Annotated in this window: 14 protein-coding genes; 7 read left to right on the forward strand and 7 right to left on the reverse strand. The window is 74.1% G+C overall.

The features are described 5' to 3' along the window. Positions 1 to 64 precede the first annotated feature (64 nt). The gene (locus ACFWA7_RS03065; protein WP_385820504.1) at positions 65 to 1267 is read left to right on the forward strand and encodes a PAS domain-containing protein; all 1203 of its coding nucleotides are present in this window, start codon (positions 65 to 67) and stop codon (positions 1265 to 1267) included. On the opposite strand, the gene ACFWA7_RS03070 is transcribed toward ACFWA7_RS03065, so the two are convergent. Beyond that, entirely contained in the window at positions 1179 to 2012 is an 834-nt protein-coding gene (locus ACFWA7_RS03070; protein WP_385533194.1) for an RNA polymerase sigma factor SigF, read from the reverse strand. The two genes, ACFWA7_RS03065 and ACFWA7_RS03070, sit on opposite strands and share 89 nt — an antisense overlap. A 250-nt stretch (positions 2013 to 2262) precedes the next feature. On the opposite strand from ACFWA7_RS03070, the gene ACFWA7_RS03075 reads away from it, so the two are divergent. Next, a complete protein-coding gene (locus tag ACFWA7_RS03075; protein WP_385820506.1) occupies positions 2263 to 2742 on the forward strand; it encodes a CBS domain-containing protein in 480 nt (159 codons plus the stop codon). A 6-nt stretch (positions 2743 to 2748) separates the two neighbouring features. Here ACFWA7_RS03075 and ACFWA7_RS03080 read toward each other — a convergent pair whose 3' ends face one another. Then, complete coding sequence (locus tag ACFWA7_RS03080; protein WP_385533188.1) at positions 2749 to 3339, reverse strand: TIGR03086 family metal-binding protein; 591 nt, start codon at positions 3337 to 3339, stop codon at positions 2749 to 2751. 74 nt (positions 3340 to 3413) lie between these two features. Between ACFWA7_RS03080 and ACFWA7_RS03085 the strand changes: the two genes are divergently transcribed. After that, positions 3414 to 5009, forward strand: a complete 1596-nt coding sequence (locus tag ACFWA7_RS03085) for a bifunctional phosphatase PAP2/diacylglycerol kinase family protein (protein ID WP_385820508.1) — start codon at positions 3414 to 3416, stop codon at positions 5007 to 5009. Between the two features lie 18 nt (positions 5010 to 5027). Here the strand turns inward: ACFWA7_RS03085 and ACFWA7_RS03090 are convergent, their stop codons facing one another. Then, positions 5028 to 5786 (reverse strand): MBL fold metallo-hydrolase, encoded by a 759-nt coding sequence (locus tag ACFWA7_RS03090; protein WP_385820510.1) that lies wholly within the window; start codon positions 5784 to 5786, stop codon positions 5028 to 5030. A gap of 227 nt (positions 5787 to 6013) precedes the next feature. On the opposite strand from ACFWA7_RS03090, the gene ACFWA7_RS03095 reads away from it, so the two are divergent. Together ACFWA7_RS03095 and ACFWA7_RS03100 are read left to right on the forward strand one after the other, a co-directional pair. Beyond that, on the forward strand, positions 6014 to 6823 hold the full coding sequence (locus ACFWA7_RS03095) for a class I SAM-dependent methyltransferase (protein ID WP_385533179.1): 810 nt from the start codon (positions 6014 to 6016) through the stop codon (positions 6821 to 6823). Between the two features lie 24 nt (positions 6824 to 6847). Further along, positions 6848 to 7195, forward strand: a complete 348-nt coding sequence (locus tag ACFWA7_RS03100; protein WP_385533176.1) for a VOC family protein — start codon at positions 6848 to 6850, stop codon at positions 7193 to 7195. Positions 7196 to 7316: 121 nt separating this feature from the next. Here ACFWA7_RS03100 and ACFWA7_RS03105 read toward each other — a convergent pair whose 3' ends face one another. From ACFWA7_RS03105 to ACFWA7_RS03120, 4 genes are all read right to left on the reverse strand, one after another. Then, positions 7317 to 9287: a DUF5107 domain-containing protein gene (locus ACFWA7_RS03105; RefSeq protein ID WP_385820512.1), complete on the reverse strand. Its 1971-nt coding sequence runs from the start codon at positions 9285 to 9287 to the stop codon at positions 7317 to 7319. A gap of 133 nt (positions 9288 to 9420) precedes the next feature. Further along, positions 9421 to 10029 carry a GNAT family N-acetyltransferase gene (locus ACFWA7_RS03110; RefSeq protein WP_385533170.1) on the reverse strand — a complete coding sequence of 203 codons (609 nt, stop codon included), beginning with the start codon at positions 10027 to 10029 and terminating at the stop codon, positions 9421 to 9423. Between the two features lie 65 nt (positions 10030 to 10094). Beyond that, the gene (locus tag ACFWA7_RS03115; RefSeq protein ID WP_385820514.1) at positions 10095 to 10532 is read right to left on the reverse strand and encodes a YdeI/OmpD-associated family protein; all 438 of its coding nucleotides are present in this window, start codon (positions 10530 to 10532) and stop codon (positions 10095 to 10097) included. A 64-nt stretch (positions 10533 to 10596) separates the two neighbouring features. Continuing rightward, the gene (locus ACFWA7_RS03120; RefSeq protein WP_385533164.1) at positions 10597 to 10845 is read right to left on the reverse strand and encodes a lipopolysaccharide assembly protein LapA domain-containing protein; all 249 of its coding nucleotides are present in this window, start codon (positions 10843 to 10845) and stop codon (positions 10597 to 10599) included. A 205-nt stretch (positions 10846 to 11050) separates the two neighbouring features. Here ACFWA7_RS03120 and ACFWA7_RS03125 point away from each other — a divergent pair, with 205 nt between their 5' ends. Both ACFWA7_RS03125 and ACFWA7_RS03130 read left to right on the forward strand, forming a co-directional pair. Then, a complete protein-coding gene (locus ACFWA7_RS03125; RefSeq protein ID WP_385820517.1) occupies positions 11051 to 11791 on the forward strand; it encodes a GntR family transcriptional regulator in 741 nt (246 codons plus the stop codon). A 32-nt stretch (positions 11792 to 11823) separates the two neighbouring features. Then, on the forward strand, positions 11824 to 12915 hold the full coding sequence (locus ACFWA7_RS03130; RefSeq protein WP_385533158.1) for an adenosine deaminase: 1092 nt from the start codon (positions 11824 to 11826) through the stop codon (positions 12913 to 12915). Positions 12916 to 12934: the final 19 nt, after the last annotated feature.

The following is a 12934-nucleotide window of genomic DNA, read 5'->3' on the forward strand; positions in this document are numbered from 1 at the left end:
CCTCCTGACCCGCGCCTTCCCTGCCCCCGGTCCGGGAAACGGTCCGAGCGGCTAACTTGCTGGTATGACGCGGACGGCGGACGACTTCGGCGAGGAACTGGCGGACTTCGTCAGACGGGTGGGCGAGCTGCGCACCGCGCGCTCGCAGTCCGACGGGGAGCAGCTGACCGTCCTCGACGCCGCGCTCTTCGAACTCCAGCACGTGGTCGACCAGTTGTGGCCCCGGTACGAGCAGTTCGCCGCCGGGGCCGCCGGCGCGCCCGGCTCGCCGGGCGACCGGCAGGAGAGGCTGCTGCTCAAAGCGCTGTTCCAGCGGCTTCCGCTGCCGGTGGCGCTCGTCGACCGCGAAACCGTGGTGCGCAGGCTGAACTTCGCGGCCACCGGGCTGACCGGGGCCCGCGCCGGGTACGCGACCGGGCGGCCGCTGGCCGCCCTGCTGATGCCGGGCGACCGTGCCGCCTTCCGCTCGCAGGCGGCGGCCGTGGCCCGCGGCGAGGGCGACCGGGGACTGACCGTGCGCCTCCAGCAGCGCCCCGGGGAGCCACTGCTCGCCACCCTGACCGCGCTGCGGCCGCCGGACGAGCCGCACCCGGGCGTCCTGGTGGTCTTCCAGGCGGGGATATCCCCGGCGGCCTCGGCCGCCGCCCCGCCGCCCGAGGTGCCCGATCTCGCCGAGTCGACGCGGCACGCCCGGCTGATGGACCTGGTGGACACGATGGCGGCGGCGCTGCTGCGGCTGCCGCCCGGCGACCGCACCGAGGTGCTCGCCACCGCCGCCCGGGTGCTGTGCGGGCGCTTCGCGCAGTGGGTGGTGGCCGATGTGGTGGAGGGCGGGCTGCGGCGCGTCGCCGTGCTCGGCCCGGCGGCCGAGGAGGACTCCGTGCTGCGCCGCGCGGTCGCCGGGCAGGACCCGGCCCGTGCCCCGCTGGTCGCGGAGGCGGCCCGAGCCGGGGCGACGTCGCTCCAGGTGCAGCCGGAGGACACCGGCGGGTTCGGCCACGATCCCTCGGGCGCGCCGGTCCTGGCCCGCGCGGACGTGACGTCCCTGCTGTGCGTGCCGCTCGGCGCGCCCGGCCCCGTACAGGGCGTGCTCACGCTCTTCCGTACGGGGCCGGCCCGGCCGTTCTCCATGGCCGAGGCCCAGGCGATGGACGTGATGTCCCGTCATATGGCGCTGGCTATGCGGCGTCCCGCTCCATCTGGTGATGAGCCGCCGGAGCCTGCTCCCGCAGGGCCTGATCCCGCAGCCGAGTGCAGCAGCGAGTGATCAGCCGGGAGACGTGCATCTGGGAGATGCCCAGGTCCTCGGCGATCCTGCTCTGCGTCATGTCGCGGAAGAACCGCATGTAGAGGATCTGCCGCTCCCGCGGCGGGAGGCGGCGCAGCCCCGGTTTGACGGCCTCGCGGTCGACGACGATGTCGAGCGCCGGGTCGACCGCGCCCAGGGAGTCACTGAGGCTGTATCCGTCCTCGGCACCCGGAAGTTCGGCGTCGAGGGAGAGCGCGGAGAAGCTTTCGAGCGCTTCGAGACCGGCCTTGACCTCGTCCTCGGTCATCCCGGTGTGCGCGGCGATGTCCGCCACGGAGGGGTTGCGGGTGCCGGCGGTCTGCATGAGCTCCTGGCGGGCGGCGCGGACCCGGCCGCGCAGGTCCTGGACCCGGCGGGGCACGTGCAGGGTCCACATGTGGTCGCGGAAGTGGCGCTTGAGCTCGCCGGTGATGGTCGGCACCGCGAAGCTCTCGAACGCGGCCCCGTGCTCCGGGTCGTACCGGTCGACTGCCTTGACCAGCCCGAGGGCGGCCACCTGGCGCAGGTCGTCGAGGGCCTCGCCCCGATTGCGGAACCGGCCGGCCAGCCGCTCGGCCATGGGCAGCCAGGCCCGGACCAGGTCCTGGCGCAGCGCGTGCCGTTCGGGGCCGTCGGGCAGGGCGGCCAGCCGCGCGAAGGCGGCGGCGGTGTCGGGGGCGTCGTCGTGCGGGTGCTTCGCTGTGGCCTGTGCGTGAGTACGCATGCGGGGGACAGCTCCCTGAACGGTGGAGTCGGATGGTGGTCACCGCTGGGAGGGCTGCGCCGGGTGCCCCGGCCGACGGCACGGGCACGCCCGGAGCGGACAGCCGCTCCCACGGACGTGCCTCCGGTCCGAAGCACGAGGTGCGCCTGCCCGGGTCCACACACTCCAAACACCCCGTGTCCGGGCATGGACGGAACGGGGCGGGGTACTGCGGCGGGACGGAGCCGAGAGGGAGACGAGGCGGACAGCGATGGCACGGTACGTCCGGGAAGTCATGACGGCGGGTGTCGCGGCCGTACGGCCCGATGCCTCGCTGGTCGAAGCGGCCCAGCTGATGCGCGCCCAGGACATCGGGGACGTGCTGGTAACGCGGGGCGACCAGCTGATCGGGGTGCTCACCGACCGGGACATCACCCTGCGCGCGGTGGCCGACGGCGCCGACCCGCCGGCCGTCAGCGTCCAGTCCGTGTGCACCCGTTCACCGGTGTGCGTGGGCCCCGACGACGAGCTGGTGACGGCGGTGCGGCTGATGCGGCGGCACGCGGTGCGCCGACTGCCGGTGGTCGAGGGCGGGCGGCCACTGGGCATGCTGAGCCTCGGGGACGTCGCCGCCCGTCAGGACCCCCGCCCGGCGCTCGGGGACATCAGCCGGGCCGCCCCGCGGACCTGGCCTCAGGTGCCCCGGCAAGGGGGGCCGGCCGACCGGTCCGGCCCCCCTCAGCCGTTCTGATCCGCCTCAGGCGGACCGGCCCAGCATGGCGAGCAGCCGCGTCTGGGCGTCGGCTTCCGCGGGCACCTTCACGGGCGCGTCGAACATGCTGCGGGGCAGCTCGTCGGCGTACCCGCCGAACTCCCGCGCCGCCGCGTCGACCAGGGCGTCCGGCAGCCGCTCGTCCGCGCCGATCGCCCGGGAGAGGTCCCAGGCGTGCACCACCGCGTCCGCCACCATCTGCGAGCAGTACGCGGCGGCGGGCGTCTTGCCGTACGAGAGGTGGACCGTGCCGTCGAGCGCGCCCGGCCCGGCGAACGCGGCCACCGCGGCGGCCCGCGCCGACTCCCACACGCCCACCGGGTCCGCGCCGAGCACATCGCCGTCGAAGGCGTCCCCGACGTCGGCGATGGTGCGGCCCTCCGCGACCAGCGGCGGCACCCACAGCTGCTCTACGGCCAAATGGCTGACGAGGTCCCGCACCGACCACTCGGCGCACGGCGTGGGCAGGTCCCACTGGTCGGGCCGGACTGCGTGGACACGGGAGCCGAAGAAGGCGACGGCCTCGCGGTGGCGGTCGAGGAGCTGGGCGTGAGCCGCGGACGCAGGGGAATCCATGGGGCAACTCTTCCGGACGGGGGCGTAAGGCTCAAGCACGGATTGCGCTGACGGCGGGCGGGTACCCATGGGCCATGTCTTTTCCGTCTCTGCCGTCTCTGCCGTCCTTCCCGTCCCTGCCGTCCTTGCCGTCCGTACCGTCCCTGCGGCCCGTCTCCGCCAAGCGGGCCATCCGGTCCACCGGCCTGCCCCGCCGGCTGAGCGCCCACGACCTGGCGCTGTTCCGGGTGGCCGCCGACCGGAACTGGCCGGGTGCCCGCGCCGTGCTGCCGCGGCTGAGCCGGGCCGCCGACCACGGGCTGCTGTGGTTCGGCGCCGCAGCCGCGATGGCGGCCACCGGCTCGCCCCGGGCGCGGCGGGCGGCGCTGCGCGGGGTGGCCTCGCTCGCGCTCGCCTCGGCGACCGTCAACACGGTGGCCAAGCGGTCGGTGCGCAGACCCCGGCCGCTACTGGAACTGGTGCCGCTGGTACGGCAGTTGAAGAACCAGCCGATCACCACGTCCTTCCCGTCCGGGCACTCCGCGTCGGCGGCGGCCTTCGCGACCGGGGTGGCCCTGGAGTCGCTGGGCTGGGGCGCGGTGGTGGCTCCGGTCGCCTTCTCGGTGGCCGCCTCCCGGGTGTACACCGGGGTGCACTATCCGGGCGACGTGCTGGTGGGCGCGGCCCTCGGCGTCGGCGCGGCCTTCGCGGTACGGGGCCTGGTGCCCACCCGGCGCCAGTTGCCCGCGCCCGGGCGGCCGTACACGGACGCGCCCGCGCTGCCCGGCGGCGAGCACCTGGTGGTCGTGGTCAACGAGGCCTCCGGCACGTCCGCCGCGAAGGCCGCCGCGGTGCGCGACGCGCTGCCGCTGGCCGAGGTGGTGGAGTGCGCCCCCGAGGACCTGACGGCGACGCTCGACAAGGCGGCCCGGCGCGGCCGGGCGCTCGGGGTGTGCGGCGGCGACGGCACGGTGAACCGGGCGGCGGTGGCGGCCGCCCGGCACGGCGTCCCGCTCGCGGTGTTCCCCGGCGGCACCCTCAACCACTTCGCTTATGACCTGGGCATCGAGGAGGTGCAGGACACCGCCCGCGCGCTGGCCTCGGGTGACGCCGTCAAAGTGGACCTCGGCCGGTTCACACCCGGCCCCGGCGGCGATGCCGCCGGGTACTTCGTCAACACCTTCAGCCTCGGTGTCTACCCGGAGCTGGTGCGGCTGCGCGAGCGCTGGTCGCCCCGGATCGGCGGCTGGCCCGCCGGGGTGCTCGCGGCGTACGAGGTGCTGCGCGGCGAGCGGCCCCTGGAGGCTGAGCTGAGCGGCACACCGCACGCGCTGTGGATGCTGTTCGCGGGCAACTGCATCTACCAGCGCCTCGGCCCTGCCCCGGCCCACCGCTACGACCTGGCGGACGGGCTGCTCGACGTCCGCCTGGTGCAGGGCGGCCGGCTGCCCGGGCTCCGGCTGCTCGCGGCCGCGCTCGCCGGGCCGCTCAGCCGCTCCCCCGTCCACGCGGCCCAGCGGATGCGCCGACTGCGCATCGGCGGGCTCGCGCCGGGCACGTCGGTGGCGTACGACGGTGAAGTCGCCCACATAGACGGCGAGTTGACGGTCGACAAGCTGCCCGAGGCACTGACGGTGTACCGGCCCGTGACGCGGGGGCCGGGCAACCGGCCGCCCGCGTACGACCGTTGAACGGGCCCAGGACCTGTCCTAGTCCGTGAAGGTCGCCCCGGGCTTCAGCAGCCGCAGCCGCTCGCTGAGCCCGGCGGCGGCGAAAGCCTCGGTCAGGGTGTCCGCGCCCTCGCTGAAGTGGCCCCAGTGCTCGAAGTGGAGCGGCACCACATGGCGGGCACCCAGGATCTGGGCGGCCTCGGCGGCGGCCTCGCTGGTCAGGGTCAGCGGGGCGCCGTCGAAGAGCGGGGTGCGCGCGGCCCCGGCGAAGAGCACGGCCACGTCGACCGGGCCGAACCGCTCGGCCACCGCGCGGACGTGGTCCAGCGAGGCGTTGTCGCCGCTGACGTAGACGGTCGGCACCGCGTCGCCGTGCAGGACGAAGCCGGTGACCTCGCCGGCCAGTGCCTCGGCGCCCTCGGGCCCGTGCAGCGCGGGCACACCAGTGATCCGCAGCCGCTCGCCGAGCTCGTACGTCTCCCAGTTGGGCAGCGCCGTCACGGCGTCCCCGAGCCTGCCGTGCGCGGCGGGCGTCGACAGGACGAGCGGCACCCGGGCCAGGTAGGCGCGCCCCGACTCGTCCAGGTTGTCGGGGTGCTGGTCGTGTGAGAGCAGCACCGCGTCCACGGCCCCGGTCTCGTCGGCCTCGACCGCGGGTCCGGCCGTCTTGACCAGCTTGCGGTCGCCGATCGGATAGTCGCCCGGGGCGTCGAAGGTCGGGTCGGTGACCAGCCGGAAGCCGCAGATGTCCACGACGGCGGTCGGCCCGCCCACGTACCGGATCGATACCTCACCCATGATGCCCTCCCAAGTGATCATTCTTGCTCGGCAGGGGTAACGCACCCGACGCTACGGCTTGTTCCACCCCCGGCGGTAGTGGCGACTCGACGGCGCGCGGCTGCCCCGGAGCGCGCCCGGCGGGCGGACCCGCGCTGTCCATATGGCGAAACGCAGGTCTCAGCATCCGACACGGCGGCGTACGGTGGCCGTACCCACCGCGAGAACGTCGAGAGAGGGAGCCGGTCATGCCGAAGGAGACCGCCGTCTACACCCACGGCCACCACGAGTCCGTACTGCGCTCGCACAGTTGGCGCACCGCCGCCAACTCCGCCGCGTACCTCATCGGTGAACTCAAGCCGGACGCCCGGGTCCTGGACATCGGCTGCGGACCCGGCACCATCTCCGCCGACCTGGCCGCACTGGTCCCGGACGGCCAGGTCACCGCCGTCGACGCGGCGCCCGGCATCGTCGAGCAGGCGCGCGCGTACGCCGGGGAGCGCGGGCAGCTCAACATGGCGTTCGCCGTCGCGGACGTCCACGCCCTCGACCACCCCGACGACTCCTTCGACGTCGTCCACGCCCACCAGGTGCTGCAACACGTGGGCGACCCCGTCCAGGCGCTGCGCGAGATGCGCCGGGTCACCCGGCCCGGCGGTCTGGTCGCGGTGCGCGACAGCGACTACGGCGCCTTCACCTGGTTCCCCGAAGTCCCGGCCCTGGACGGGTGGCTGGAGCTGTACCACCGGGTCGCCCGGGCCAACGGCGGCGAGCCGGACGCCGGGCGGCGGCTGCGGTCCTGGGCGCGCGAGGCCGGGTTCACCGACATTGCCTCCACCGCCTCGACCTGGTGTTTCGCCACACCCGACGAGCGCGCCTGGTGGAGCGGACTGTGGGCGGACCGCACGGTGGCGTCCTCGTACGCGCGGCTCGCGGTGGACGGAGGACACGCCACCGAGGCAGCCCTCGCGGCGATCGCCGAGGGGTGGCGGACGTGGGGCGCCGACGACGACGCGTGGTTCATGGTCCCCCACGGCGAGATCCTCTGCCGCGTGTGACCGTCACCAACTAGGCTCGTGGGTATGGAGATCCTCGGAACGACACTGCGCATCTGCGTCGACGATCTGGAGACCTCGGTGGTCTTCTACGAACGCCTCACCGGAAGCAAAGCCCTGCGCTTCGAACGCGGCGGAGTGTCGGTCGCCGCGGTCGGCTGCTTCCTGCTGATGAGCGGTCCGGAGTCGGAGCTGGAGATCCTGCGCAAGGTTTCGGCCACGATCGCCGTCAAGGACGTCGACGACGCCTACCGCACCCTCACCGGGGTGGGCGCCCGCGTCATCGCGGGCCCGGTCCCCACCCCGGTGGGCCGCAATCTGATCGCGGTACACCCGGACGGCGCGGTGTTCGAGTACGTGGACCACAGGGGGTAGTTCCGGGGGATGCGCCCCCCCCGCGGGGCGCCCCTTCAGGGGCGCGGGGCTGTGACATCGTGCGGCTCCGCCGCGTGGGCGCGACCAGCCCACCACGGTCCGCACCCGAAAACCGCGCCCCCTAGAGCGTCTCCGGCCGCATCCGGTAGTCATACCGTTCCGGCAACGGCTCATCCGTGATCCGGGCCCACACCTCGCCCAGTATCTCCGCGCCTTCACGCAGATCAGCCACTTCGAAACCCTCGTCGAAGACAGCTCGCGCCCCCGCCAAGTCCCCCTCGGCGAGCAGGAGTCGCGCCTCCAGAAGCCGAAACGCACCACGCCCCTGCACAGGGGGCCGGAGCCGGCCCCACACCGCGCGGGCATCCGCCGGGCGCCCCGCGCCGAGCAGCGCCCCGATCGCCTCCCGCCCCAGCGCGGCGGTCGCCGCAACCCAGCGCTCCCCGTCCCGCCTCTCCGCGCACAGGTCGTCGAACGCCTCCGCGTACAGCGAGGCGGCCCGGTCCGTGTTGCCCGCGAGCCGGTCCGCGACGGCCAGGCAGCGCAGCAGCGGCCAGCGCGAGGGGGCGAGCGGAAGCCCGCGCTCCCAGCTGCGTACCGCCTGCGCCCGGTCGCCCGCGTGCCACTGCGCGACCCCGAGGTGGTACTCGGTGAGCGGGGAGGCGGGCGCCGTCTCCAGCATGTCGCGCCAGTGCGGGGCCACCAGGGTCGGCCCGGGCGGGACGACCCGGCGCGGCTCGGGCAGCGCCCCGGCGTGCAACAACTCCAGCCAGGGCGCCTGCTCTTCGCCGAGCGTGGCCTCGGCGAACGGCGTCCCCGGCAGCTTCAGGCTCCCCCGCAGCACTTCGAGCGCGCCCCACCCGGACCCGGTGGCCAGCGACTCGGTGGGCTCGGTGTCGGCGTACGGGCGCCAGGCCGCGTACGCCTCCTCGACGCGCTCACGCGGCAGTACCGCCTCCAGCCGCCCCGCCACCTCGCCGCGCGCCGCCGGCCAGTCGTCGCCGTGCACGGGCTCGGGCGCGGCGGCGAGCGGGCCGTACGCCTCCAGCCAGGCGAACTCCGCGCCCGCCTCCAGCGGAACGTGCTCCAGCTGGGTGCGCGCCAGACCCGCCTGGATCTCCGCGTAGCCGGCGGTCCCGGGCTCGGTCAGCCACTCCTGCCAGCGCCGCCCGCCCCGGCCCGAGCCCCACAGGAACAGCTTGCGCCCCCGCAGCAGATCGGTCGACGTCTGGACCAGGCCCTGCCCGGAGGCGTCGAGCGAGGCGATCCAGCGGCGGGCGCCGTCGGGCACCTCGTAGAAGTAGTCGGCGGGATACTCGCCGCGCAGCGGATACGTACGGTCGGCGCCGTCCCACCCGGGGACCGGCACCTGCCGCAGCGTGCGCGCGTATCCGAAGTACCAGGCCCGGTCGGCAGGGGCGAGGACGCGGGTGCGCTCGCCCTCCTCCACGGCGATGTTGGACCACCAGTAGACGGGCGCGGTCCGCTCGTGCGGGTTGCGGACGCGTACACCCACGTACAGGAAGTCGGAGTCCTCGGGCAGCCAGAGGTCCACCTGGAACGGCAGGTCGCGCAGCCGCTCCCACTCCCACAGGCGCAGCATCTCGCCGCCGTCGGGGGCCGGGACGGTGGCCGCGTGCACCGGCGCGCAGGAGAGGGCGGTGTGGCCGGTGGCGCCGATGTTCCACTCGATCCCGCCGGAGAACCAGGCGCCGTTCAGGGCGAAGTCGGCGGGCTGCAACACGGGGTTGACGTAGAGGAGTTCACGCCCGGTCGGCTTGTGGAAGAGGGAGCGGATCCGGCCCCCGAGGCCGGGCAGTACGGTGACGCGCAGCCGGGAGTTCTCCAGGACGAGGGTGTCCAGCTCGGTGGGGGTGCGCTCACGGCCGTAGCCGTCGAGGATCCGTACCGGGAGGACCGTCTCCAGCGGCTCGTAGCCGATCTGCCGGGCCATGTCGCGCGGCAGGCCTTCGCGGGCGCTCTCGTCGAGGGCGTGCATCTCGTCGAGCGGCCGCAGCGCGGGCAGCGGGTTGGGCTGCCCCAACGGGGCGGCGGGCAGGGTCAGTACGGAACGTCGCACGGTCGTGGCCAAGACAACCTCATTCCCTCGCGCGGTCGGCCACCCCGTCCTTGCGGCCGCCCCGTGACCATGGAACACGGCGCGCGCCGCACTGACCAGAGCATCCCCTGGTCAGGATTGCGCAAAGGCATCCGCCCGGCGGGAATCAGCGCGGCTCGACCATCTCCGCCGTGATCGCCCAGCGTTCGTGGTCGCGCCAGGCGCCGTCGATGAAGAGGAAGTCCGGCGAGAAACCCTCCAGTCGGTATCCGGCGCGGCGCACCAGGCCGACGGAGGCGACGTTGCCGGGCTGGATGTTCACCTCCAGGCGGTGCAGGCCGAGCGTGGCGAACGCGTACCGGGTGACCAGGTCCAGCCCTTCGCCCATCAGCCCGCGCCCGGCGGCGTGCGCGAAGGCGCCGTAGCCGAGCGCCCCGCTCAGGAACGCGCCCTGGACGACGTTGTTGATGTTGATGAACCCGGCGATCCGGTCGTCCGCCCGCGTGCACACCAGGAACCCGTACCGGGCCGGGTCCTCCATCAGCCGCCCCGCGTACGTCGCGTACGCGTCGGGGTCGGTCGGCGGGAAGAGCCACGGCGCGTGCAGGGACCGGCTCTCCCGCGCGAGCGCGGTGAACTCCCCCGCGTCGTCCTGCGTGAAGTGCCGGATGCCCACGCGGGGGCCCTCGGCCAGGTACGTGATCTTGTCGGGCACCGGGTCAGGGTACGGGGCCGGCGGGCGCCGGGAGAGAGGGCGGGCCCGGCGGGGGGACATCCGGGTCCCCGTGCGGACGTGGGAGTGCGAAGGGCGGGCGGAGCCGGGGGCAGTCGCAGCCGGCGTTACTTGCCCCTGAGCGACCCGACCAGCTTGTCGATGCGCCGCTGCCGCGTCTCGGGGCTCTTGGCGCTCTCGATCTCCCCGACCTGCTTGCGCTTGAGGCTGAAGGCCATCCGCTCGTACGCCCCGCGCAGCGCGGGGTCCGCGTCGAGCACGGCCGCGAGGTCGTCCGGTGCCTCCACCACACGCGGCTCGTCGTCGAGCTGGAGGTCGACCTCGATCTCCTCGCCCAGGTCGACCCCGCTCGCCTCCCGGTTGGCCGCGCTGATGCCGATGAGGATCTGGCCGCGCATGGCGGCGACCCTGGTGCGCCAGGAGTGGCCGTTGATCGCGACGACCACCGGGGGCCGCTTGCCCTGCCCGAGCTCGTCGACGACCTCCTGCGGCACCTCGACGCCCAGCGCGTTCCCGGACGGGATGACCGTGGCCTTGAACTTCATGCTCGCACTCCTCGTCCGTGCCGTGTGTCGTCTCAACCAGCCACGATATACCGGGAGTTGCCGATCATTTGCCCCGCCGGCGGATGAAGTAGCCGCCGCAGATCACCCCGACCACGAACACCGCGAGCAGCGCCAGACAGAGCGGCATGGAGACCTCGGGGATCAGCAGCCGGATCCTGACCTGGCGGGTGTTCTCGAAGATGAAGATCAGGGCGAGGACCGCGATCGTGACGACCGCGATCCGTGACGGCGTGAGGGCGCCCCCGAACCCCGTGCCGCCCTTCATCCCGCCCGGCGCGTCCTTGGGGCTCATGACCCGGCCCTTTCTGGGGGTGGTACCGGCGTGCGTGCCGTCGAGGGGTGGTGGCACCCCTTCCGTACAGGATGGACGGGTCCCGTACGGGAAGGTGCCTCGAAGCGGGCCGTACGGGTGAGCCGGGCATCCGGGCCCGGCCCGGGGCCGCCGCACACCCGAGCCCGCCTTGTCAGACAAGTGGCGGCCGGGCCATGCTTGCGCCATGGCAGTCAGCGGACAGCAGCGCAGGCCGGTCGTCGCCCTGTACGAGCGGATCGCCGACGCGATCCACGACGGCACCTATCCGCCGGGCTCCACCCTGCCCTCGGAGCCCAGGCTCGCGGGCGAGCTGGGGGTGAGCCGCCCGGCGCTGCGCGAGGCGCTGCTGCTCCTCCAGGAGGACGGGCTGCTCTCGGTGCGCCGGGGTGTGGGGCGGACCGTCAACGACCACCCGCCCCGGCGCGGCTTCGAGCAGCTCCAGCCGCTGGAGGAGCTGCTCGGCACGGGCGGCCCGGTACGGGTGCGGGCCCTGCTGCGCAGCGTCGAGGAGCCGACCGACTTCACCACCCAGCATCTGCTCCCCGCCGCCGGTGCGGAGCTGCGGTTCTGGGAGACGGTGCTGGTCGGGGAGGCGCTGGCGGTGGCGCTCTGCCATGAGTGGGCCGCTCCCCAGGACGTGCTCGAACGGCTGCACCCGGCGTTCGCCGCCGCCCTGGCCGACGAGCCCGCCCGCTCGATGCTCGCGGTGCTGACGGACGCCTCCCGGGGCGTGCCGCTGACCGCGCACAGCGGGGTCACGGCGACCCTGCTCGGACGCCGCCGGGGCGAGCAGCTGGACCGCCCGGCCGACACCCCCGCCGTACTGATCACGCAGGTCGTACGGGTGGAGGGCACCCCCGTCCTCGCCGCCAAGCACATGCTGCCGACCGGGGCCCCGGCGCTGCCCGTACTGCAGAGCTCCTAGCGCCAGCGGCCGAGGCTGTACACTCCCCGGTCATGCACTTGTCTGACAACCTCGCCGCCCAGCCCGTCGCCGACTGGATACGCCGCGCGCCCAAGGCCGTCCTCCACGACCACCTCGACGGTGGTCTGCGCCCCGCCACGATCGTCGAGCTGGCCCGCGCGTGCGGCTACGAGAGCCTGCCGACCGAGGACCCGGCGGCGCTCGCGGTCTGGTTCCGCGACGCGGCCGACTCCGGCTCCCTTGAGCGCTATCTGGAGACCTTCGCCCACACCTGCGCGGTGATGCAGACCCGCGAGGCGCTGGAGCGGATCGCGGCGGAGTGTGCCGAGGACCTGGCGGCGGACGGGGTCGTCTACGCGGAGGTGCGGTACGCGCCCGAGCAGCACCTGGAGCGCGGGCTCACCCTCGACGAGGTCGTCGACGCGGTGAACGCCGGGTTCCGCGAGGGCGAGCTCCGCACCGGCGGCCGGATCACCGTCCGCGCCCTGCTCACCGGGATGCGCCACACCGACCGCTCCCTGGAGATCGCCGAGCTCACCGTGGCCCACCGCGACCGCGGAGTGGCCGGCTTCGACATCGCGGGCGGCGAGATCGGCAACCCGCCGGCCCGCCACCTCCCCGCCTTCCAGCACCTGAAGCGGTCGAACTGCCACTTCACCATCCACGCGGGCGAGGCCGTCGGCGCGGAGTCGATCCACGAGGCCGTGCAGATCTGCGGCGCCGAGCGCGTCGGCCACGGCGTGCGGATCACCGACGACATCACGGTGCACGAGGACGGCACGGCCGACCTCGGCCACCTCGCCTCCTACCTGCGCGACAACCGCGTCGCGCTGGAGGTCTGCCCGACCTCCAACCTCCAGACGGGCGCGGCCAAGGACTACGCCTCGCACCCGATCGACCTGCTGCGCCGCCTCGGCTTCCGGGTCACCCTCAACACCGACAACCGGCTGGTCTCCGGCACCACCATGAGCGAGGAGTTCCAGCACATGGTGGACGCCTTCGGCTACGGGCCCGAGGTGTTCGAGCAGTTCACCGTCGCCGCCGTGGAGGCCGCGTTCCTGCCGCTGCCGGAGCGCCGCCGCATCATCGACGAGCTGATCCGCCCGGGCTACGCCGCCCTGTAGCGGACGGCGTACGCCTCCG

Origin of the sequence: Streptomyces sp. NPDC059994 (genome assembly GCF_042737755.1) — a bacterium.
Lineage (GTDB): Bacteria > Actinomycetota > Actinomycetes > Streptomycetales > Streptomycetaceae > Streptomyces.